18 protein-coding genes are annotated in these 22174 nt (G+C 61.2%); 1 reads left to right on the top strand and 17 read right to left on the bottom strand.

Features of this window, described 5'->3' with window-relative positions:
- Positions 1-15: 15 nt before the first annotated feature.
- From CI601_RS07940 to rmuC, 11 genes are all read right to left on the bottom strand, one after another.
- Entirely contained in the window at positions 16-1605 is a 1590-nt protein-coding gene (locus CI601_RS07940) for an NAD(P)/FAD-dependent oxidoreductase (protein WP_121915000.1), read from the bottom strand.
- Between the two features lie 137 nt (positions 1606-1742).
- A complete protein-coding gene (locus CI601_RS07935) occupies positions 1743-2057 on the bottom strand; it encodes a DUF2469 domain-containing protein (RefSeq protein ID WP_015022511.1) in 315 nt (104 codons plus the stop codon).
- On the bottom strand, positions 2054-3100 hold the full coding sequence (locus tag CI601_RS07930) for a GNAT family N-acetyltransferase (protein ID WP_259465362.1): 1047 nt from the start codon (positions 3098-3100) through the stop codon (positions 2054-2056). The genes CI601_RS07935 and CI601_RS07930 overlap by 4 nt, the downstream gene beginning before the upstream one ends.
- Before the next feature lie 245 nt (positions 3101-3345).
- Positions 3346-4848 (bottom strand): Asp-tRNA(Asn)/Glu-tRNA(Gln) amidotransferase subunit GatB, encoded by a 1503-nt coding sequence (gene gatB, locus CI601_RS07925; RefSeq protein ID WP_121914998.1) that lies wholly within the window; start codon positions 4846-4848, stop codon positions 3346-3348.
- A 24-nt stretch (positions 4849-4872) separates the two neighbouring features.
- On the bottom strand, positions 4873-6426 hold the full coding sequence (gatA, locus tag CI601_RS07920; protein ID WP_121914997.1) for an Asp-tRNA(Asn)/Glu-tRNA(Gln) amidotransferase subunit GatA: 1554 nt from the start codon (positions 6424-6426) through the stop codon (positions 4873-4875).
- Positions 6427-6430: 4 nt separating this feature from the next.
- A complete protein-coding gene (gene gatC, locus CI601_RS07915; RefSeq protein ID WP_015022515.1) occupies positions 6431-6727 on the bottom strand; it encodes an Asp-tRNA(Asn)/Glu-tRNA(Gln) amidotransferase subunit GatC in 297 nt (98 codons plus the stop codon).
- 43 nt (positions 6728-6770) lie between these two features.
- Complete coding sequence (locus CI601_RS07910; RefSeq protein WP_121914996.1) at positions 6771-7760, bottom strand: ABC transporter permease subunit; 990 nt, start codon at positions 7758-7760, stop codon at positions 6771-6773.
- Positions 7757-8683: an ATP-binding cassette domain-containing protein gene (locus tag CI601_RS07905; protein ID WP_121914995.1), complete on the bottom strand. Its 927-nt coding sequence runs from the start codon at positions 8681-8683 to the stop codon at positions 7757-7759. Before CI601_RS07905 ends, CI601_RS07910 begins: the two co-directional genes overlap by 4 nt.
- Entirely contained in the window at positions 8680-9384 is a 705-nt protein-coding gene (locus tag CI601_RS07900) for a TrmH family RNA methyltransferase (RefSeq protein ID WP_121914994.1), read from the bottom strand. Before CI601_RS07900 ends, CI601_RS07905 begins: the two co-directional genes overlap by 4 nt.
- The gene (locus CI601_RS07895; protein ID WP_259465359.1) at positions 9381-10058 is read right to left on the bottom strand and encodes an orotate phosphoribosyltransferase; all 678 of its coding nucleotides are present in this window, start codon (positions 10056-10058) and stop codon (positions 9381-9383) included. Before CI601_RS07895 ends, CI601_RS07900 begins: the two co-directional genes overlap by 4 nt.
- A 37-nt stretch (positions 10059-10095) precedes the next feature.
- On the bottom strand, positions 10096-11448 hold the full coding sequence (rmuC, locus tag CI601_RS07890) for a DNA recombination protein RmuC (protein ID WP_121914993.1): 1353 nt from the start codon (positions 11446-11448) through the stop codon (positions 10096-10098).
- Between the two features lie 176 nt (positions 11449-11624).
- Between rmuC and CI601_RS07885 the strand changes: the two genes are divergently transcribed.
- A complete protein-coding gene (locus CI601_RS07885; protein WP_121914992.1) occupies positions 11625-13688 on the top strand; it encodes a hypothetical protein in 2064 nt (687 codons plus the stop codon).
- Positions 13689-13763: 75 nt separating this feature from the next.
- On the opposite strand, the gene clpB is transcribed toward CI601_RS07885, so the two are convergent.
- The 6 genes from clpB to CI601_RS07855 form a co-directional block, all read right to left on the bottom strand.
- Positions 13764-16553, bottom strand: coding sequence for an ATP-dependent chaperone ClpB (gene clpB / locus CI601_RS07880; RefSeq protein WP_121914991.1), 2790 nt, complete (start codon positions 16551-16553; stop codon positions 13764-13766).
- 161 nt (positions 16554-16714) lie between these two features.
- Positions 16715-17530: a fumarylacetoacetate hydrolase family protein gene (locus CI601_RS07875; protein ID WP_121914990.1), complete on the bottom strand. Its 816-nt coding sequence runs from the start codon at positions 17528-17530 to the stop codon at positions 16715-16717.
- 66 nt (positions 17531-17596) lie between these two features.
- Positions 17597-18409 (bottom strand): YggS family pyridoxal phosphate-dependent enzyme, encoded by an 813-nt coding sequence (locus CI601_RS07870; RefSeq protein ID WP_121914989.1) that lies wholly within the window; start codon positions 18407-18409, stop codon positions 17597-17599.
- 131 nt (positions 18410-18540) lie between these two features.
- Positions 18541-19584 carry a tRNA glutamyl-Q(34) synthetase GluQRS gene (gluQRS, locus tag CI601_RS07865; RefSeq protein ID WP_183129813.1) on the bottom strand — a complete coding sequence of 348 codons (1044 nt, stop codon included), beginning with the start codon at positions 19582-19584 and terminating at the stop codon, positions 18541-18543.
- Positions 19585-19672: 88 nt separating this feature from the next.
- Positions 19673-21019 (bottom strand): amidohydrolase family protein, encoded by a 1347-nt coding sequence (locus tag CI601_RS07860; protein ID WP_121914988.1) that lies wholly within the window; start codon positions 21017-21019, stop codon positions 19673-19675.
- A gap of 235 nt (positions 21020-21254) precedes the next feature.
- Positions 21255-21986: a GntR family transcriptional regulator gene (locus tag CI601_RS07855; RefSeq protein ID WP_024626939.1), complete on the bottom strand. Its 732-nt coding sequence runs from the start codon at positions 21984-21986 to the stop codon at positions 21255-21257.
- Positions 21987-22174: the final 188 nt, after the last annotated feature.

The following is a 22174-nucleotide window of genomic DNA, read 5'->3' as shown; positions in this document are numbered from 1 at the left end:
AAGGCTGAGGTTTGCCTACTTCTCCTCGTGGTAGGACTTCTCGGTGTTGACATTCCAGACGTTGGTCTTGTCGGTACGTCCCGATTTGATGTTGGCCACGGCTTCCATGGATGTGGCCATGGAGTGATCCTGGTTGTTGTAGTGGTGCTGACCGTTGCGGCCCACGCAGTAGAGGTTGCCGAAGGAATCCAGCCATTTGACCAGCTCCGGCATCTGAGCGTAGGTATCGAAGTAGGCCGGGTAGGCCTTGACCACCCGCTCCCGGTGCGAGTCCAGCACGTCGGTAGGGCCGTTGATGATACCCATCCGGGTCAGCTCCTTGATGGCGAAATCAGTAGTCTCCTGATCGCTCATGCTCCAGAAGTCATCGCCCTCCTTGCAGAAGTACTCCAGGCCGATCCAGACAGTGCCGTCCACATTCTTGACCATGTAGGGACTCCAGTTGTTGAAGATCTGGATACGGCCCATCTTGTAGCCAGGGTCCTGCACATAGATCCAGCAGTCGGGAACGATGGGCGGGTCGCCCAGGGTCTTGATGGAGGTGGTGTTGCGGATGCGCAGGTGGCGGACCAGAAGGCCAACAGTCACAAAGTCACGGTAGGGCAGGCCCTGAGCCACCCTGACCATTTCCTTGTCGGTGGAGGGCTCCTCGTGGGCGATGGCCTCCACCAGGTCCTTGATGGGCATGGAGGAGATGATCTGATCAGCCTGCAGGGTCACTTCCTTGCCATCAGCGTTGCGATAGATCACACCGGTCATGTGGCCTTCGCTCTGGGTCAGTCCGATCACACGGGCATCGGTGATCACGTGGACCCCGTGCTCCACGTTGCGACGCTCCACGGTCTCCCAAAGCTGGCCTGGACCCAGCTTGGGGTACCAGAACTCCTCGATCAGGCTGGTCTCGACCTGATGGGCATCGCGCTTCTTGGGCAGCAGCTTTTGGACAGCATTCTTGAGCACACCCATGATGCTGAGCCCCTTGACCCGCTGGGCACCCCAGTCAGCACTAATCTCACGGGGATGGCGGCCCCAGAGCTTTTCGGTGTAGCCCTCGAAGAACATGGAGTAGAGCTTGCGACCGAAGCGGTTGATGTAGAAGTTCTCCAGGTTGTCTTCTGGCAGCTTGTGGACGACGGACTTCAGATAGCTGAACCCGGCCTGCATGGTCAGCTTGAAGCCCATGGCCTTGAGTGTGTTGAGTGTCAAGGAGATGGGATAGTCGAAGAAGTGGTGGTTCCAGTAAATCCTGGAGACGCGATGACGCTTGAGCATGACCCGGTCGGTCTTTTCCGGGTCGGGGCCACCGGGCTCCAGATCGTGATGGCGGCCAAGTTTTTTATCGTCATAGGAGGGCGCGCCCTGCAGGGGCAGAACCTCCCTCCACCAGTCCATGATCCGGTCATCCTTGGAGAAGAACCGGTGTCCGCCGATGTCCATGCGGTTGCCGTTGTGCCGGACTGTGCGGGAAATACCACCGAATTGCTCAGTAGCTTCCAAAACGGTGACATCATATTGTTTATCGCCGCCGTCCTTGACCAACTCCCATGCTGCCGTCAAGCCGGCGGGGCCACCGCCGATGACGACTACAGACTGCTTGTGCTCCATACCATCCTCCTGAAAACGTATGAAATCATTATTACTGTACCCGGGCCTTTCATAAACCCAGGTTTCCGATCGACTTCCCACACGAATTCCCGCCATTGCGTGGAACAAACGTGATGATGCTCGCCCTTGCACGATGCCTAACCCAACGAATCGGGGATATCGATGTCTGTCTTCTGCACTTCCTCCACATTGACATCCTTGAAGGTAACGATGCGGACGTTCTTGACGAACCGGCTGGACCGGTAGACATCCCAGACCCAGGCATCGGTCAACCGGACGTCGAAGTAGACGTCCTGACCAGCGGACCGGACGTTGAAGTCCACCTTGTTGGCCAGGTAGAACCGCCGCTCGGTCTCGACTACGTAGGTGAACAGCTTGATCACGTCCCGGTACTCGCGGTACAAGGCCAGTTCGGCGTTGGTCTCGTAGTTGTCGAGATCCTCAGCACTCATCGACTACCTCCATTCGCGCGATCACGGCCATGGCCAAGCGTACGCCACCAGGCGCGTTTGGATCGCTTGGTCTCAGCCGACCCATAGGCCCAGTCCGAGGCCGTGTGCTCCTCATCGGACTGATCGGCAACGGATTCGTCGGAATCGGACTCCTTCCCCGCATCCTCATCGTCCTTCCGACCGGGAACTGCCTTGTCATCATTCCTGCTATCTGGTCCTGCATGGCCTTGAGCAGATTGTTCTGAATGCGGGTCACCCTTCGGGGACAGATGGGACCGGTCACCTGATACCTGCGAATCCTGAGCTGCCGGAGTGGACTCCTCGGACCCGCTTATGCCGCCATCCTCATCCGCAGCGTATCCATGTGCAACAAGGGCTTCGGCCACGCCAGGATTTTCACGGATGACATGCATGCCGAAAGCATTCAAAGAACGGATGGGATCATATTCGTCGACCAGGGCATCCATGACGATCTGATCCTGATACTTGCCGTTCTCAGCGTCCCAGAGCGCATCACGGGAAGTACCCGAAATCATGAATCCCAGGGACTGATAGACGGAGATGGAGCGTGTGTTTTTCTCGGGCACAGCCACCCAGATCCGGTGCAGGCCCAGACCCGTAGGAGCAGCCGCGTATCCGTAAGTCATGATTCTGGGCATGGCGTCGCGGGAGTAGCCGCGCCCGCGGAAGTGCCTGCCCAGGACCACCTGGATCCTGGCTGAGCGTGACCAGCCATCCACATCGATCAGGAAGATCATGCCGATGACTCCCTTGGTGGCATCGGCATCGGGCGAGCCATCCTGGTCGGTGTCCGCATCAGTGACCATGGCCCAAGCCAGGGTGCGGCGGGATTCGGGGTCGCCCACGCCGGAATCACGGGCAGCCAGACCCTTGGACCAAGCCACCGACCTACGCACCCAAGCGTTGACCACAGCTCGTTCGGCACTAGGTCCCTTACCGGTGATGCCGGTGGAATTGTAGAAGGCCTCCAGCTGATCCATTGCCGTCAGATCGGCGATGACCGCCGGACGCAGGTGCAACATCTCGCCCCGGATATAGGGGATCTCGATTCGGTCGGGCAGTTGTCGGCTCGCCACGTCGTCAGGTCTCTCAGCTTGCGTTTGCGGTCGGTCATTGCCCCTGCCGCTCATAGACATCACGTCACCTCCATGATCGCCACCTTGCGATGGCAATCAATTGTAATCCCTCGCCCCTGGGAAAACCATGAGAAGCCGGGCAGGTCCGCCGGTCTGAACCCGATGGAATCAGGTCGGCGGACCGGGCCTGATCAGGACTTAGCGATGCGCTCCATGACGATCTTGCTGACTGCCTTGGCATCGGCCTGACCTTTGGTGGCCCGCATGACCGCTCCGATAATAGCGCCCATGGGCTTCATATTGCCGCCTTTGAGCTTGGCCACGATGTCCGGGTTGTCCTTAAGGGCCTGATCGACGGCTGCGTCCAGAGCCCCGTCATCCGAGACCACCTGATAACCGTGCTTCTTGACGACCTCGGCGGGCTTGCCTTCTCCTGCCAAGACGCCGGAGACGGTCTGCTTGGCCAGCTTGTCGTTGAGCTTGCCGTCAGCAATCAGCTGCTCCACATCAGCGACATCCTGAGCCGAGATGGGCAGCTCCTGCAGGCTGACCCCGCGGGCATTGGCCTCGCGGGAAATCTCGCCCAGCCACCACTTGCGGGCTCCGGCAGCCGTGGCGCCTGCCTTGACCGTGTCCTCGATCAGATCCACAGCATCGGCGTTGACCGCGTCCTGCATCTGACGGTCGGTGAAGTCCCACTCCTTCTTGAGGCGGGCGCGACGTTCGCGCGGCATCTCAGGCATCTGGGCCTTGAGCTCCTCGATATGGTCCTTGGTCACATGGACCATGACCAGATCAGGGTCGGGGAAGTAGCGGTAATCGTTGGCATCGGTCTTGACCCGGCCGCCGGCAGTGGTCTGTGTGGACTCATCCCAGTGGCGGGTCTCCTGCAGCACCTCCCCACCAGACTCCAGCAGGGCGGCCTGACGGCGGATCTCGTAGGTCAGCGTCTTCTCGATGCCCTTGAAGGTGTTGACATTCTTGGTCTCCGACCGGGTTCCCAGAGGAGCGTCCGGCCCGGCATGCAGGGAGACGTTGACATCGGCGCGCATGTTGCCCTGCTCCATCCGGGCATGGGAGATGCCCAAGGCCCGGACGATGTCGCGGATGGCCCGGACATAGGCCCCGGCCACCTCGGGGGTCCGTGCCCCGGCGCCCTCGATGGGCTTGGTCACGATCTCGACCAGGGGCACACCGGCACGGTTGTAGTCCACCAGGGAGTGGTCGGCGCCTTCGATGCGGCCGTCTGCGCCGCCTACGTGGGTATTCTTGCCGGCGTCATCCTCCACATGGGCCCGCTCGATGGGCACGCGGAAAATGCTGCCGTCATCCAGCTCCACATCCAGGTAGCCCTCGCCATTCAGGGGCTTGTCATACTGGGAGATCTGATAGTCGCGGGGCATGTCCGGGTAGAAGTAGTTCTTCCTGGCGAACTGGCTCCACTCGTTGACCTTGCAGCGCAGGGCCAGGCCCAGCTTGACCGCATAGTCGATGGCGGTCTTGTTGACCACGGGCAGGCTGCCGGGCAGGCCCAGGGAGACAGGGGTCAGCTGAGTGTTGGGCTCGCCGCCGAACTCGATATGAGCTGGGCAGAAGAGCTTGGTGTTGGTGCAGAGCTCGACGTGGACCTCCAGGCCGAACACCGGGTCGTACTTGGCCACGGCATCGGCGTACTTCATCAATTTTTCAGCCATTGTGATTCCGTTTCCTTCCGATGCCTACTTGGTCGAATCCTGAGCCAGACCATCCAGCCAGGGAGTGGACAGCTTCCGGGAGATAGGCCCGCCCCACTGCTCCTCCAGGGCCGCCTCAAGAGCGGCGGCAGGCCGGTACATGACCTCGTCGCGCATCTGGGGGGCGAAGAACTGGAAGCCTACAGGCAGTCCGTCGTCGCTGAGCCCGGCGGGAATCGACATGGCCGGCGTGCCGGCCAGGTTGGCCGGAATGGTGGCTACGTCGTTCAGATACATGGCCAGTGGGTCGTCCATCTTCTCGCCGAAGCGGAAGGCCGTGGTCGGCGACGTGGGCGAGACCAGGACATCGGCCTGCTCGAAGGCCTTCTCAAAGTCGCGGATGACCAGGGTGCGGACCTTCTGAGCCGAGCCGTACCAGGCGTCATAGTAACCGGCGGACAGGGCGTAGATGCCCAGGATGATCCTGCGCTTGACCTCGTCACCGAACCCGGCTTCACGGGTGGCAGCCATCATATTGGCAGCCGTCTGGGGGACACCCTCAGGTGGCATGACCCGCAGGCCGTAGCGCATGCCATCGTAACGGGCCAGGTTGGAGGAGACCTCGGAGGGCATGATGATGTAGTAGGCGGCCAGCGCGTAAGGGAAGTGCGGGCAGGAGACCTGGACCACCTCGGCACCCATGGACTCCAGCAGTGAGACAGCCTCGTTGAAGCGGGCCTCGACGCCGGGCTGATAACCCTCGCCACCCAGCTCCTTGACCAGACCCACCTTGAGACCCTTCAGGTCGCGCTTCTGACCTTGACGAGCAGCCTGGGCCAGAGGGGGAACCGGCTTGGGAATGGAGGTGGAGTCTCGGCGGTCATAGCCACCGATGACCTCCTGCAGCAGGGCCGCATCCAGCACGGACCGGGAAACCGGACCGATCTGATCCAGGGAGGAGGCCATGGCGATGGCCCCGAACCGGGAGACGCCGCCGTAGGTGGGTTTGACACCCACGGTACCGGTCAGGGATCCGGGCTGGCGAATGGACCCGCCGGTGTCGGTGCCCAAGGCCAGCGGAGCCTCAAAGGCGCCGACAGCCGAGGCCGAGCCGCCGCCTGAACCGCCCGGAACCCGCTCGGTGTCCCAGGGGTTGTGCGTGGTCTTGAAGGCCGAGTGTTCAGTGGAAGAACCCTGGGCGAACTCATCCAGGTTCGTCTTGCCCAGAATGGGCATCTCTGCGGCCTTGAGCTTCTTGATCACAGTGGCATCGTAAGGCGGCACCCATCCCTCAAGGATCTTGGAGGCGGCCGTAGTGGGGATACCCTCGGTGACGATCATGTCCTTGATGGCGATGGGCACGCCGGCCAGTTCCGGCAGCCCCTCGGCTCCTTCATGAGCCAGTCGCTGGTCGAAGGCGTCGGCCTGCTCCAGGGCCTGATCGGCGCTGACCTGCAGAAATGCATCAATGCTGGGCTCGGCGGCCTCGATCACATCCAGATGAGCCTGGACCAGTTCACGGCTGGAGACCTGCCCCGACCGCAGCTGTGCGGCCATGTCGGAGGCGGATTGCTTGACCAATTCTTCCTGTGCGCTCATCGTCTCACTCCTCACCCAGAATGCGCGGGGCCACAAACATGCCCGACTCGGTGACCGGAGCACCCGAAAGGGCAGCCTCCTGGGTCAGCGGCTCTTCAGCCTCATCGGGACGCAGGTAGGCCTCCAGAGGAATGGGATTGGCGGTGGGGGGCACATCATCGCCGGCCACCTCCTGAACCTTGGTGATGGAATCGGCGATCACGTTGAGCTCGCCCTTGAGGCGGTCGGCCTCCTGATCGGTCAAGGCAATTCGGGCCAAATCACCCAAGTGCTTGATCTCTTCACGTGTAAAAGTTGGCATACCACTTATCATATGGGTGCTCTATGACACGCAGAAGACGGGGTCAACCGATGTCTGTGCGCCGAAAGACCAGGGTTCCCAGAGCACAGCACAGGGCCGTCCAGACCACCATGATCAGGCCCGCCTGCCACCAGCTTGGCCACCATCCGACGCCTGCCTCTGACGCCCAGCCCAAACCTGAGAGGAAGGTGCCCAGCAGACCGGCAGGAGTCAGACTGAAGAGGGTCTGCAGCCAGCCGGCATGAAGGATCAACCCCCACATGAGGCCCAGAACCAGCGGCAGGATCACGGTCAGCCCCAGGAACAGGCCAATCCCGCCGGCCTTGGATCGGCTCAAGGCTCCCAGACCCAGACCCATCAAAGCAAAGAGGACCAGCACGAGTGGACCGCCCAGCAGATCAATCAGCGGCAGCCCAGGCTTGGAGGCCGGCAAGGCGCCAGATTTGCCTGGCAGAAGCAGAGTGGCCAGGAGCCAGCTGAGCAACAGGCCCGCCTGTGCCGCCAACCAAGTCAGCAAGGCTAGGGCAAGGCCCTTGGCCATCAGGACCATGCCTCGACGAGGATTGGCTGTCAGCGTGCTCTCAATGGTGTCGCCGGAAAACTCACGCGTAAGGACCAGAACCCCCAGAATGCCCGCCACGATCACACCCGGGAAGAGGCCAGAAGCAACGGACAGCCAGAAAACGTCACTGGAGGCAGACAAGAGGCGGGCTGGAAGGTCATCGATCTGCCGGTCCGGGCCAGCCCAGATCCGGGTCGCACGAGCCATCAGGCCGGTGCTCAAGGGCTGCAGCAGCATGACGATCAGCAGCAGGGCCCAGGTCGAGCGTAGGGAGAGCATCTTGCGCAGCTCCCCTCGGATCGACCCGGAAAGTGTCAGCTGACCGGACGGACGACGCGAATCCAGGAAGGACAGCCCCGGGGTTCGACGCAAGCGGGTAAAGGCGGAACCATGCCGTGGAGTTGCGTAATCAGGTTCTGCGGCTACATCTCGGCGACTCCGACGGGCTCGGCGACCGTTTTCGATACTCATGGCCGCACATCCCTTCTGCCGTGGATGACGCTCTTGTAGGCCTGTTCCAGCGAAACTTCCTCCTGCTGGAACTCATAGAGCACCACACCCTCCTGGGCCAGAATCGAGGCTGTGGAAGCCAGGGGCGCACCCTGGATGCGGAAACGGGCGGCATCCGGCGGACAGTTCTTGTCCGGTGGCAAACGGGTAATGCTGATTCCGGCAGCCGTGGCCAGGGCGGCCTTTAATTGGTCAGGCTGCGGCGTCACCGCATAAATGGAGTCACGGGAGTGTTCGCCGATGAACCGGGCCACGGTCGTCCTCTCGAGGATCCGCCCCTTGGCAATGATGACCAGATCGTCAGCGATTTGCGCCATCTCGTTAATCTTACGGGAGCTTAGGAGGACTGCCCTGCCCTGTGAGGCAAGACTGCGCCAAATGCCCCTCACCCACTCGCTTCCCTCCGAATCCAGACCGTCAAGGGGCCCATCCAAAGCCAGGTTGTGCGGGTCGCCCAGAAGGGCTGTAGCCAGGGCCAGCCGCTGACTCATCCCCAGAGACAGGGAGCCCATCGGCCTGTCCGCGATCGATTGCAGGCCGACCATCTCCAGTACCTGGTCCACTCGACGGTGATCAATGCTATTGACTGCAGCCAAGGCCAACAGGTGATCCTTGACCTTGCAAGCAGAATGGGTCTTGCGCGGATTCAATACCGCCCCCACCGGCCGCATGGGCGATGTGAGCCGGACGAAAGGATGGCCATCGAACAAGGCCCTGCCTACATCAGGGCGAACCAGCCCCAGCGCGATGCGCAGAGTGGTCGACTTACCGGCGGCTTTAGGCCCCACAAGCCCAGTGACGCGACCGTCCTTGGCCGTGAAGGAGACACGGTTCAGTACCTTGTGGGAGCCGTAGCGCTTGGTCAGCGAGTCGATGACAATCATGGACCCGCCACCTCCGCATGTTGACTGATCCAGGAGTGCATGGCCACGGCAGCCGCAGCCCCGGCGTTGATGGAGCGCACCGATCCGAACTGGGAGATGTAAACCACATCGTCCGCCAGCTCCAAGGCCTTCTCGGACAGCCCTGGTCCCTCGGCGCCGAACATGAGCAGGCAGCGACGGGGAAAGTGGTAGGTCTCCATGGGAACGGCCCCGGGGACGTTGTCGATGGCGATCATACGGGGCATGGACTCTCCCTGTCTGACTGCTTCTTCTCGCAGGGTAGTCGTCATGGTTGCTATGTCGGGATCGTGAACCACGTGCTGATAGAGCTCGGTCATCAACGAGCCCTTGCGGTTCCACTTGTGAGGTCCGACGATATGGACTCTGCTGGCGGCGAAGGCATTGGCTGTACGAACCATGGAGCCAATATTGAAGTCGTGGGTCCAGTTCTCCACTGCCACCTCGAACTCATGACGACCCCTGCGATCCAAGTCGTCCCGAATGGCCTCGACCTTCCAATAACGGTATCGGTCCAGGACATTACGGCGATCCCCTTGATCCAGCAGTGTGCGGTCATAGCGCGGATCCGTCGGCAGGGGCTGCCCAGGATGCTCCTCCTGCCAGGGGCCGACACCCACCTGTCGGAAGACTGGCTCATCTGAGGCCATGGCCGCTCGGGTCACCGGGTCAGGTTCCCTCATGATCGCTCCGGGGAATCGTCGGCCGCGCCGACGAATTGATCCTCCTGGTAGGCGCAGATGAAAGGCAGCCGTTGCCGGGATCCGTCCACCGGATCGACCACCTGAATGCTGCCGTTTGTCCGGCCGCCCACCAGCGAGGCAATGGCCAGTGTCTTCGCTCCCTGGCGCTGGATGATCCCGCAGTCAAGATTGAGCTCGTTGTTCTTGTCCAAGGTGACCAGGGATGAAGTCTGCACGTAGGATTTTCGGCCCAGCCAGGCATCCAATAGGATGACACGCCTGCCCTCGATGGATGGGCCCTTGATGGAGGGGTAGACGAAGTCCATGACGAAAGCGTCCAGATCCTGACCACGTGAAGCCGCGGCATGGAGCATGGCATCAGCCAGTGGCACAGCTGCAGCGGTCAGCGCCCCGACCGCATCGAAGTCGTCGACCGAATATCCTGCATCTTCCAGGGTGTCCAAGAGAACATGACCGGCCAGTTCAGCTCCGCGGTGGTGGAAGGTGACCCCGCTGAGCTCGGTGAAGGGACGCCCGCCGATCTCCTGGGCAAGGAGCACACGGAGCTGGTCGACAGGCTCAGGCAGGTTCGTTTCGGATTCGCGCCCAATCAGATCCGGCGACCCGGTGGGTCTGAAGGGTGAACCCTCTTGTCTCTTCGTTGCCTCGTTCATGCTTATCAGACTAGCGCCGGAGGCCCCTAAGCGGTACTCACTGCCCTTGGTCGGAAAGAACCTCCGGAGCCGTCAGCTCCCTGATGTTGCCCTTATCGGAATCGATCATGTCGACCGAATCGATGACCTTGGCAGGATCCATCTGCTGCAACTTGCGGGCAGTGACCAGAACCCGCGACTCCAATGAGGAGGCGAACTTGTTGTAGGCGGTCACCGTGGCAGTGATGGAGCGCCCCAGTTTATTGGCCCGATCGCCCAGCACCACAAAGCGGTCATAGAGCTCGTGGGTGAGTGTGAAGAGAGTGCGGGCGTCCTCGGACAGGTTCTGCTGCTGCCAGGCGTAGGCCACCGACTTGAGCACAGCCCAGAGGGTCACCGGCGAGGTCAGGGCCACCTTTTGGGCAAAGGCATCGTCCATCAGAGTGGGGTCCACCTCCAGGGCGGCCTGCAGAAGGGAGTCGTTGGGAATGAAGGCCACCACGAAGTCCGGGGCCGTTTCGAAGGCGTTCCAGTACTCCTTGTCGGCCAAGGCCTTGACGTGTTCGCGCAGGGCCCGGGCATGTGCCTTGAGCAGCTCGTCCCGGCGGTGCAACTCGTCATCCGAAGCAGTGTCCGGGATCTCGCAGGCCCGCTGGTAGTCGGAATAGGGGGCCTTGGCATCAATGGGGATGGTCTTGCCACCGGGCAGGTGGACCACCATGTCGGGACGCAGAACGCGGCCATCCGAGGCGGTAACCACCACCTGGGTGTCGAAATCCACATGCTCCAAGAGCCCCGCCGACTCGACGATATTCCTGAGCTGAGCCTCGCCCCAAGCGCCGCGCACCTTGTTGTTGCGCAGGGCCGAAGCCAGGGAGCTGGTCTCCTTGTCCAACCTCCCCTGCTGCTCACCCAGACTCTTCAGCTGCTGCCCCAGGGAGCCCATCTCCTGCTTGCGGCCCTCCTCGATCTGGGCCACCTTGTGCTGGAGGGCATCCAGATTCTTCTGTACAGGAGCCAAGGCCGAGAGCACCTTGCTCTCCTCCTCCAAATTCTGAGCCTGCCTGCGCCGTTTCTCCTCCTCCTGAGCCTGGGCACGGCGACGCTCCTGCTCGATTCTGATCTGCTCGGCCTGCTGGGCCTGGGCCAGCTGGGATTTGACAAAGGAAAGCTCGCGGTTCAGACCATCCACCTTGGTCCGCGCCTCCACCAAGGCCGCCTCGGATCCACGGAGCCGGTCCTGGGCCTGATCCAGCTGCGAGCGCAGCTCATCCACCTGGCTATCAGACCCCATACCGACGGCTCTACGGCCCTGGGTGCGACCCAGCACATACCCAGCCAACCCTCCCAGAACCATACCGATCAGCAGGAGAAGCACCACCATGACCACCGATGACGTAGAATCGAACATATGTTCTAGTAAACCCCCAACGTTGGACCCCAAGGCTGTGTCGGCCCGACAGGCTGTCGACGGTAGTTCGAAAATTCGTTTTTTCCGCAAGGAATCGGCCTTGAAGCCAGTGCCAAGCCGCGACGACGGGCAGAATAGAGAATATCAAGGGGTTGGAGCAAGACCGAAGGAGATCCGTGGGTATCGATATCTTCCTGGCGATAGCCGATCTGGTCGTGGCCTGTGCGGTCACCTGGCTGATCATCTGGTACTTCCTCATGCCGTCGGCTCATGTCCGTGACCAGAATGCAGGCGCGGGCTCTCCTGCCAACCGTCCCTGGCACGATCCCGAGGATTGGGGCCGGTGGGGGGCCGATCTGGACTCCCGCAGTCATCGTCTGCTCAGGCCGACCATCGTCAGCGCCCTGCTCACCGCGCCCGTCCTGGTTCTGGATCTGTTCGATCGTTTCGGCCCCGATTTACTCCCCTCTTGGCTGACCAGCCCCTGGGTGCAGGCTATTCTGATAACCCCAGTCATGTTTTACTGCGGCCGGGGAATACTCATGGACGGCTGGAAGGCCATGACCGAGCACCGCTGCAGCCCCGACCTCCTGGCCATGCTGGCCACAAGCCTGGCCTACCTGTATAGCCTGGTCACCTGCCTGGCCGGATCCCAGTTGCCGGAGGGCTCCCGATCCCCCTACTTCGATCTGGTCGGCGTGGTCATCACCCTCCTCTTGCTGGCTCGGGTCATCGGCACCAGAATGGAAGCCTCCCTGGTAGCCTCGTTGAACCACCTGACGGAGATCCGCCCAGATTCAGGCCTGGTGGCCGATCCCGAGCATCCGCAGTCAGTCCCCGCCCAGATCCTTGCACGTGACCGCATTCGCCCAGGCGATCTGCTTCTGGTCCGCACAGGTGAACGGCCCGCTGCTGACGGAGTTGTGGAATCTGGGTCGGCCCTGGTGGACGACAGCGAGCTGACAGGCGGCGACAGACCCCGGCCATGCGGACCCGGCGACCGGATCCTTGCCTCCAGCAAGATTCTGGAAGGTCGCCTGTCCATCCGCGTTGATGCCGTCGGCGACAACACCTACGCAGCCAGGCTCGCAAAGATCATCCCCCAGGCCCTGGTCGAACGATCCCCCGACATGCGCAGGATGGATCGGATTGTCCACACAGCCATCGCCATGATCATGATCCTGGCTGTCTGGATCTTCATGCTCTGGCTCATGCTGGGACCGCAACCCCACCTGGCCCACGCTGTAGGCAATGCCGTCTGCGTACTAACCATCGCCTGCCCCGCCGTCGCAGCCATGACCATCCCCATGGCCTTCCGAACCAGCCTGGAGACGGGCCTGGCTCACGGTCTGCTCTTCACCTCGCCACGAGCCATGAACCGCCTGGGCCGGGTGCGGACCCTGATCCTGGACGACTCCTCTCTGTTGGACCCCGATGACTCAGAAGGCCAGGGCGTCCACGCGGAATCCCTGACCCGGACCGCTACCCATCTACGCACCCTGCGGGTAAGCAGCCTGATCCTGGATGGGAGCCGCCAACCGGACGACAGGATTGAGCGTGCAGCCCGCCAGGCGGGCGTGGATATGTTGATCACCCAGCTGACTCCTGAGCGCAAACGCGAGTGCATGGATCGGCTCAATCACGACCTGACCCGAACCAGCAGGGGCGTTCCCGCGGATCGTACGGGTCAAAACGCCACCTCCAGCCGGGAACGGGGCCGAACCAGCCTAGTGGCTTTGGCTGCTGCAACAACCGCTGACCACGAGCTGACAGACAAGGCCCGAGTAAGCATCGCTCTGGGTCCCCAGCTTCAAGCAGACGCGGACAGTACAGACCCGATGCAACCGGATCTCATCCTGCACCAGGGCGACCTGGACGGAACCGGCAGGGCCATCGAGCTGAGCCGAGCCACAACCCAGGTCATCAGGCAGAACCTGACCTGGTCCACTGTCTATAACATCATCGCCCTGATCGTCGCCACCGGAATTTGCCAACCCTTCCTTGGTTGGATGCTCAACCCCATGATCGCGGCAGTAACAGGTGCCCTGTCCACCATTCTGGCCATGCTCAACGTTCGTCGCCTGCACCGGCTGCGGCACCTGCGTCGTCGCTGGCTGCACCTTGCCCTGATCGACACGGACCAACTTCCGACAGTTGCGGCACGGCGCCCCCAAGTCATCGTCGACAGCCAGTGGGAATCCATGCAAGAGGGCCGGGATCCGGCGACCGCTATGGACTGAATTTATAAAGCACAGTAGGTGATACCAAAAGGGTCGGCACCCGGGGATGATCCCAGGTGCCGACCCTCATTGATCTCAGCGAGACTGGGCCTGACCCTGATCGTCGCCACGAGCGGCATGACGGCCACGACCACCATCACGTCCGCCATTGTCGGCATCAGCATCAGCATCGGCATCGCCATCAGCCGTTACATCGTCGACCGTGACCGAGTCATCGACCAGATTCTCGGTGGGCCAAGCAGTCAGCTCCAAATGGTCGCCACCGGTCTGGTCCACAAGGACTGTATCGCCATCGTGGACCTTGCCAGCCAGCAGCATCCTGGCCAGCTGATCGCCCACCTCGGTCTGCACAAGACGACGCAAGGGCCGAGCACCGAATGCCGGATCATAGCCCATGTTGGCCAGCCACTCCCGAGCGGAGTCGGTGACATCCAGGGTGATGCGCCGATCGGTCAGCCGCTGGGCCACCTGCTTGACCTGAATGTCCACAATGGAGCCCAGCTCGTCGCGGGTCAGCGGATGGAAGATAACCAGATCGTCCAGCCGGTTGATGAACTCAGGCTTGAAGTTGGCGTGCACAGCATCCATGACGGCCTTGCGCTTACCCTCCTCGTCCAGGTCGTCCCGGACTAGGAACTGCGAGCCCAGGTTTGAGGTCATGATCAGGATGGTGTTCTTGAAGTCCACCGTCCTGCCCTGGCCATCAGTCAGCCTGCCGTCATCAAGAACCTGCAGAAGCAGATCGAAGACCTCCGGGTTGGCCTTCTCTACCTCGTCGAAGAGGACCACCGAGTAGGGCCGCCTACGCACGGCCTCGGTCAGCTGTCCACCTTCCTCGTAGCCCACATAGCCTGGGGCAGCGCCGATCAGGCGAGAGACCGAGGCCTTCTCCATGTACTCTGACATGTCGATGCGGACCATGGCCTTCTCGTCGTCGAAGAGGAAGTCGGCCAGAGCCTTGGCCAGCTCCGTCTTGCCCACGCCAGTGGGGCCCAGGAACATGAAGGATCCGGTGGGCCTGTCGGGGTCGGCGATGCCGGCACGCGAGCGCCGGACCGCATCGGATACCGCATGGATGGCCTCTTGCTGGCCGACCACCCGCTTGCCCAGGTAGTCCTCCATATGCAGGAGCTTCTCGTTCTCGCCCTCCATGAGCCGTCCCACAGGGATGCCGGTCCAGTCAGAGACGATCTCCGCCACGGAATCCGCATCAACATGGTCAGGAACCATGGGCTCCTGGGCCGGACCTCCGGCGATGTCAGCCCCATCAGGACCCGCATCATTGGCGGCGTTCTTGGCCTGCTCGGCGGCGTTCTCCGCCTGGGCCAGCTGCTTGCGAATGCCAGGGATCTCCCCGTAGAGGATGCGGGAGGCCTTCTCCAGGTCGCCCTCACGGGTGGCCTTGTCGGCCTCGACCCGCTTTGCATCCAGCTGAGCACGCAGGTCGCCGACCTTGTTGTGGCCGGCCTTCTCGTTCTCCCAACGGGCCTTGAGGCCGCCCAGCTTCTCACGGGAGTCCGCCAGTTCGGCCTGCAGCTTGCTCAGACGGTCCTTGGAGGCCGGGTCATCAGCCTTCTTCAGCTGCATCTCCTCCATCTCCAGACGGGTGACGCGGCGTTGAAGCTCGTCGATTTCCTCAGGCTGGGAGTCCAACTCCATCCGCAGGTGGGCAGCGGCCTCGTCAACCAGGTCGATGGCCTTGTCGGGCAACTGACGACCAGAAATGTACCGGTTGGACAGCGTAGCTGCCGCTACCAGGGCATCATCCCCGATGGTCACCTTGTGGTGGGCCTCGTAACGCTGCTTGAGGCCACGCAGGATGGCCACGGTGTCCTCCACGGAGGGCTCACCCACGAAGACCTGCTGGAAGCGGCGCTCCAGAGCCGGGTCCTTCTCGATGTTCTCCCGGTACTCATCCAGGGTGGTGGCGCCGATCAGGCGCAGTTCACCCCTGGCCAGCATGGGCTTGAGCATGTTGCCCGCATCCATAGACCCCTCGGCGGCACCAGCACCGACGATGGTATGGATCTCGTCAATGAAGGTGATGACCTGGCCGTTGGCACTCTTGATCTCGTTGAGAACGGCCTTGAGGCGCTCCTCGAATTCGCCACGGTACTTGCTGCCAGCCACCATGGAGCTCAGATCAAGGGAAATCAGTCTCTTGCCCTGCAGGGTGGTGGGCACGTCGCCGGCCACAATGCGCTCGGCCAGACCCTCGACCACGGCCGTCTTGCCCACACCGGGCTCACCGATGAGAACAGGGTTGTTCTTGGTCCGCCGGGACAGGATCTGCATGACACGACGGATCTCCTGATCCCTGCCGATGACCGGGTCCAGCTTGCCCTCCTTGGCCTGAGCGGTCAGATCGGTGGAGTACTTCTCCAGGGCCTTATAGGTACCTTCGGCATCGGGGCTGGTCACCTTGGCGCCGCCGCGCACCTGGGGCACGGCCCTGCGCAGGGTATCGGCCTGCAGACCGTTCCGGTTCAGAATATCAGCGGCCTGCGAGGGACCCTGGGCGATGGCAATGAGCAGATGCTCGGTGGAGACGTACTCATCCCCCATGGCCTGCATTTCCTTCTCAGCCTGGGCCAAAGCCACACTGAGCTGACGGCTGGCATCGGGCTGTGAGGCCGTGGATCCACTGGCTGACGGCAGAGCCACCAAGGCCTGACGGACTTCGGCGCCGACCCGTTGGCTGTCACCACCGGCCGCTTGGATCAGCCCAGGCACCACACCGGACTGCTGACGCAGCAGAGAGTCCAGCAGGTGGAGCACATCCACCTGGGGGTTGCCGGCCGCCGAGGCCGACTGGATAGCATCGCCTATGGCCTGCTGAGCCATCGTGGTGAAGTTTTCGTTCATAGAGCATCCTCCAACATTCTTCGGCGGGGCCAGCCGAACCACTCGACCAGACCCCATCACGGGTTCATCTGTTTTCTACAACAGCGAAAGGAGGACGCCTATTCCCAAACTTGAGCCTATTCGACTCAAGTTTTCATATTGCTTCTTTCTCCAGGTACTGGCTACTCGTCAATGACCACATTGCGCAGGTAGCCGATTCCCTCTACCTGGACCGTGGCCTCGTCCCTGTTTTTCAGCGAACCAGAGGCGTGCGCGGTCCCGGTCATGATGACATCGCCGGGCAGCAGGGTGGCGAAGCTGGAGATGAAAGCGATCTGCTCAGGAATGGAGTGGATCAGGTTAGCAGTGGTACCGCTGACCTCAGGCACCTCTTCCCCGTTGAGCTTGAAGGAGATCCTCGCATCTCGATAGTCCAGATCCGTCTCGATCCAAGGGCCAAGAGGGCAGGCGGTGTCAAAGCCCTTGCAACGGGTCCACATAGGATCATTCTTCTGCAGATCGCGCAGGGTCACGTCGTTGACGCAGGTGTAGCCCAGCACATAGTCCATGGCCTCGTTGACGCTCACCTTCCTGGCCATCCTGCCCATGACGACGGCAACCTCCGGCTCGTAGTTCATGTCATTGCTGTAAGAAGGCTTGACGATGGGATCGTCAGGACCGATGACCGAGGTGGACGGCTTCATGAAGAGCATGAGTTTCTCTGGAGGCTCCGGATTCGAAGACTGGCCGTGCTCGGCCATGTAGGCGGCATGAGCGCGATAGTTCTTGGCTGCCCCGTAGATCTTGGAGGGGATGACCGGGGCCAGGAGCCGCACATCTTCATCGTCCAGGGGGTAGCGCTTGCCGGTGGGCTCGACCTGCTGGCCGGTCAGGGGGTAGCCGCTCAGCTCGACCAGGTAGTCCTTGCCGTCCTGCTTGTCAGTTTGCACGAAGGCGTATCGTGGGGTGTCCTTGTAGGAAAAACGCGCGATTCTCATAGGGCACAGTCTAGACCCAGGCCGGGCCGCTTGATAGGTTCGGATTCCGAAACAGGCAGCAGCTGGTCAGATAAAAGCCCGCGGTCCGAAGATGGCTGTGCCTACACGGACCTCGGTCGACCCCTCAGCCACCGCATACTCCATGTCCCCGGTCATGCCCATGGACAGCATGGTGCAGGTGTCGGTGCCTGTCTCCCCCGAATCCCTGATGTGGTCACGCAGGCCGCGCAGATGGGCGAATCCGCTTCTAATAACGGCTTCGTCGTCCACGTGTGCGCCGACAGTCATCAGGCCCTTGAGCTGAATCCCCTCCATAGCAGCCAGCTCATAGGCCAGATCCAGGGCCTGGTCGGGGGCACATCCCGACTTGGCCTGCTCGCCGGACTCATTGACCTCCAGGAGGATGCCCACAGGTTTGCCCGCAGCCAGTGCCCGCGTGGCCAACTTCCGAGCCAACGAGGTCCCGTCGACCGACTCGACCGTGTCCACATATGGCAGGATCTTATTGATCTTGTTGGATTGGAGCTGCCCGATCAGATGGAAGCCCACGCTGGGTGAATCATTGTCTGCCGCATCGGTGCCAAGAGCCAGTCCCCTGTCCCGACAGAGTTCCAGCAATCCCTGGGCCTTGGCGGTGACCTCCTGGGGACGGTTCTCACCGATCCGACGCACCCCGGCATCAATGGCCGCCATAATCTCGCCCACATCACGGGTCTTGGTGGCCGCCAGCAGCGTCACCGAACCTTCTTTTCGACCGGCGGAGTCCTCTGCTTTGGCTATTCTTTCAGCCACGCGCTTGACTCCATCCGCAATCTGCCCGGCTCGTTCCTGGCTGATCTGCCGATTACCCAGATCCTTGTGGTCCATATAGGCGACCATGACCTGCTACCTCCTTAAAAATCCGGAAGCTTTGACTGAGGCCATGGTAGCCAGTGGCTCATACTGGCAAGCCTACAAGCGCGGAAGAACGCACATGTCGGAAACCAGCGGCGAATTCAGGATCGAAAAACCTACAGACTTGGCTTTGCGACAGAAACATTCAGCTCGCTCAGGTCCAGTTGCCGGTCCCTGCGGTCAGCGGCCAGTGTGTTCCACGTGAAACCATCGAGCAGTTCCTGCGCACTGGCAGGTCTGGGCCGTTCCAAGAGTCCCAGGAGCCAGCCACAGACCCCCAGCACCTGCCTGGCCGACCAACCATCTCTTCTAAGCGACCCCAGGTCCGGCGATCCGAAGCGCTTGGACATCCGTCTGCCGTCTACACCATCAATCAGCGGTAAATGGGCGTACTGAACACGAGGAGCCTGCGGCTGCAGGTGGTACCTGATCCACATCTGAATGGCTGTAGACCTTAGCAGGTCCCTCCCTCGCACAATCTGATTGACGCCCATGGCCAGGTCATCCACCGTCACCGCCAACTGGTAGGAAACCAAACCGTCCGAACGTCTGACGACCACATCGCCGACCTGCCTGGGCAAGTTGAAGGACTGTGGGCCAAAGATCAGATCGTCGAAGCGACAGATGGCATCCGACTCGTCAAGCTGATCAGGGACTGCAATCCTGAGGCTGTGCCTCTGCCCTCGAGCGAGCCTTTCACTGACCACCTGGGGGGAAAGTCCTCGGCAGGTGCCCGGATAGACGATGAACCCATCGCCTTCATTCGGCGCCGATGCCGCTCGGATGTCGGCACGGGAGCAGAAGCAGGGATAAATCAAGGGCTGCCCGCCAATTAGTCGCTGTGATTCCAGCTGCTGAAGTGCCTGACTGTAGGCATCGACGCGCTGGGACTGGTAGACCACCTCACCATCCCAATCCAATCCCAGCCAAGCCAGGTCATCCATGATCCAACGATCAGCATCCTTGACGACCCGCGGCGTATCTATATCTTCGATGCGAAGCCGCAGAACCCCGCCAGGCCCTTGCGACCTGACACCAAGCCAGGCCGCCAAACATGCATAGATATTGCCCAGATGCATTCGCCCAGTCGGCGAAGGCGCCAACCTTCCTACGACCTTGGTCTGGCCGACCTGGTCCACTCTCGGTTCTTCCTTGTGCATACCGACATGCTTACATACCATCCGGTCATCAGGGAACCGGTAGCGAGCCAAACTATTGCAGACCTCTGAATGGCCCCAAGACAAACGGTCAGAAGCTGTCGAGCAAGCGATCGATCTCCTCGAAGTGCTTGACCTCAGGACGCCAGACCGGCTTGCCGCGAACGATGACCAGCTTGGGATCAGCCAGGGTCCGCACATTCTTGGCAGGGTCCTCGTCAAGGACGATCAGATCCGCATCCTTGCCCGTGTCGACCGAGCCAGTGACATTGTCGAAGCCCAGGTTTCGGGCATTGACCTGGGTGGCGGCGTGGAAGGCCTGTGCCGGAGTGAAGTCCGCGTACCGCACCAGATAGTCAAGCTCTCGCCAAGTGCCGTACTGGGGCACGAAGGTCATGCCGGTGTCGGTGCCAACGCCGACGGAAATGCCGTTCTCATGAGCCTGCTTGGCGCTCTTGACCATGCCGTCGACGACCAGCTCGGAGTTGCCACGAACTATGTCGCTGATTCCCAGCTCCTGCTGGCTGATCTTGACCAACGGCAACCCGGCGGACAGCGTGGGGTCCAAGGCAGAGAAGCCGCGAAGCGAGCGCGGATTGTCAAGGAAGAGCCCAATCATCTCGTCATCCAGAGCACTGCCATGCTCAATGGTATCCACGCCTGCCTTGAGGGCGGCCTTAACTCCTTCCGGGCTCTGAGCATGCGCAGCGACGAGCACACCAAACTCATGAGCCTCATCGCAGACGGCGGCCATTTCCTCCTCGGTCATCTGCGGGCTGCCAGCCTCGCCAAGCTTGGTTGCATCGGTCACGCCACCGGTCGCAGCCACCTTGATGGCATTGACCCCATGGTCCAGGTTCTCCCTGGTCCGACGCCTGGCCTCTTCAGGAGAGGAGCAGGATAGGGCAATGAAGGGATCTCCATGCCCCCCGGGAATCGCCAGGAGCGGGCCCGCAGCCAGCATGCGCGGGCCGGTCAGCTCGTCTGCATCAATCTTGTCACGCAGACGAACCGCCTCATAGCCCACATCACCCAGGGTACGAATGGTCGTCACGCCCGAGTTCAACAGCGTGGAGACATTGCCCTTGATCCTGGCATCCATAAGGACTTTGCCGGCGGGGCTGTGCACCACTTTCAAAGCAGCGTCGACCACACGCGGCGACAGATCTGTACCTCCAGACAGGGGCTTGCCATCAGCAAAGAGATGGGTATGGGCATTGATGAGTCCAGGTGCCACGAACTTGCCCGTGGCGTTGATCCGGTGATATCCGGAAGGCACGTAGGCCAGCGGGGTCGTGCAGACCTGTTCTATCCGGCCGTCCGCGGACACCAGAACAGACATATCCTTCTGGACCGTGCCTTGTTCATCACCGGTCGCGATACTGGCATGCTCGAGCACAAACGGCTCGCGCTCTTTCCTGCCTTGAAGACGCCCCATGGTCGTACCTGCCTTCCCATCTCCGATGCACTCATTGCGAGGAATCGGGCATATATGGTCAATCATATCCATGGCAGGGTGAACCGTTCAAGCGCGACAAGCATGACACACAGACAGGAACCGGACCGAAATTTTCGAGCACCGACATGAAAGTCCATACAAGGGCAGACAAACATTCATGGTCATTGCCAGATGCCGTTGCCGACCTCCCGGAGCAGACAACATTACCTGGAGATTACCTGGAGTCCGGCACGCCGTTGATGACGAACTCTATTTCGGAATATGCAGGCGGTTGGAGCGCCACACCGAATGCCACCACCGAGCCGAATCCGTCGAAGACGGTGGAGTCCATAGCCAGCACGGGTCGACCCTTGTCCACATGAAAGTACCCGGCGATCCGTGAATCGACATTCTCGATGCGAACTACAACCTCATTCCTGGCGAGTCTGACATCGTATCGACCTTCGATGAAGTCATAGAGGGATCCATCGGAGAAATCATGCTCAAGTATCTCCGGAAACTGGGCATTCGGCAGGTAGGTGCAGACGTATTGCTGCAGGTCTCCATTGACATAGCGCAATCGCTCCAGCTCGATCAGGTCCGCATCAGCCTCTAGACCCAGCTTTGATGCAATGTCGGCATTCTTGACGATCCTGTCACCCAGTACCCGGGTCTTGACCGTTCTGCCCAGATCATGCTGTTGGCGCCAGAATCCTCTGATGCGACCGTTGATCACCTCACGGGAGGAAGCGGGCGACTTCAGCTTGAAGGTTCCCTTGCCCTGGCTGCGAACGATCAGCCCCTCTCGAATCAGATCTTCTATGGCATGGCGAACCGTGATGCGACTGACCTTGTACCGTGCGCAGAGTTCGGACTCAGTAGGCAGCTGCGCCCCATCCTTCATACGTTTGACGCTTCCGCGCAAATGGTCTCGTACGGACACATACTTGGGAATTCCATCTACCATTGCAGAACCGACCCCCCACCCGACTTCATTGCATTCATGAATTGCAATCCCACCATACGCGCCAACCAAGGATTGTCATCTTCCACGATATAGTACAAGCTTCGCCTTTACGCACTGCTGCAGACCAAGATGAAAAATCCGGCTGTGGCAAAGGGGCCATGGTTTCGATTGCGAAAAGCCCATCGAGC

It is taken from the genome of Bifidobacterium sp. wkB344, assembly GCF_003688305.1.
Classification (GTDB): domain Bacteria; phylum Actinomycetota; class Actinomycetes; order Actinomycetales; family Bifidobacteriaceae; genus Bombiscardovia; species Bombiscardovia mizhiensis.
This window is presented reverse-complemented; position numbering and strand designations above follow the sequence as displayed.

Excerpts from the sequence above, each read along its gene's own strand:
- CI601_RS07940 (WP_121915000.1), bottom strand. The coding sequence starts at position 1,605 with ATGGAGCACAAGCAGTCTGTAGTCGTCATCGGCGGTGGCCCCGCCGGC.
- CI601_RS07935 (WP_015022511.1), bottom strand. The coding sequence starts at position 2,057 with ATGAGTGCTGAGGATCTCGACAACTACGAGACCAACGCCGAACTGGCC.
- CI601_RS07930 (WP_259465362.1), bottom strand. The coding sequence starts at position 3,100 with ATGTTGCACCTGCGTCCGGCGGTCATCGCCGATCTGACGGCAATGGAT.
- gatB (WP_121914998.1), bottom strand. The coding sequence starts at position 4,848 with ATGGCTGAAAAATTGATGAAGTACGCCGATGCCGTGGCCAAGTACGAC.
- gatA (WP_121914997.1), bottom strand. The coding sequence starts at position 6,426 with ATGAGCGCACAGGAAGAATTGGTCAAGCAATCCGCCTCCGACATGGCC.
- gatC (WP_015022515.1), bottom strand. The coding sequence starts at position 6,727 with ATGCCAACTTTTACACGTGAAGAGATCAAGCACTTGGGTGATTTGGCC.
- CI601_RS07910 (WP_121914996.1), bottom strand. The coding sequence starts at position 7,760 with ATGAGTATCGAAAACGGTCGCCGAGCCCGTCGGAGTCGCCGAGATGTA.
- CI601_RS07905 (WP_121914995.1), bottom strand. The coding sequence starts at position 8,683 with ATGATTGTCATCGACTCGCTGACCAAGCGCTACGGCTCCCACAAGGTA.
- CI601_RS07900 (WP_121914994.1), bottom strand. The coding sequence starts at position 9,384 with ATGAGGGAACCTGACCCGGTGACCCGAGCGGCCATGGCCTCAGATGAG.
- CI601_RS07895 (WP_259465359.1), bottom strand. The coding sequence starts at position 10,058 with ATGAACGAGGCAACGAAGAGACAAGAGGGTTCACCCTTCAGACCCACC.
- rmuC (WP_121914993.1), bottom strand. The coding sequence starts at position 11,448 with ATGTTCGATTCTACGTCATCGGTGGTCATGGTGGTGCTTCTCCTGCTG.
- clpB (WP_121914991.1), bottom strand. The coding sequence starts at position 16,553 with ATGAACGAAAACTTCACCACGATGGCTCAGCAGGCCATAGGCGATGCT.
- CI601_RS07875 (WP_121914990.1), bottom strand. The coding sequence starts at position 17,530 with ATGAGAATCGCGCGTTTTTCCTACAAGGACACCCCACGATACGCCTTC.
- CI601_RS07870 (WP_121914989.1), bottom strand. The coding sequence starts at position 18,409 with ATGGTCGCCTATATGGACCACAAGGATCTGGGTAATCGGCAGATCAGC.
- gluQRS (WP_183129813.1), bottom strand. The coding sequence starts at position 19,584 with ATGCACAAGGAAGAACCGAGAGTGGACCAGGTCGGCCAGACCAAGGTC.
- CI601_RS07860 (WP_121914988.1), bottom strand. The coding sequence starts at position 21,019 with ATGGGGCGTCTTCAAGGCAGGAAAGAGCGCGAGCCGTTTGTGCTCGAG.
- CI601_RS07855 (WP_024626939.1), bottom strand. The coding sequence starts at position 21,986 with ATGGTAGATGGAATTCCCAAGTATGTGTCCGTACGAGACCATTTGCGC.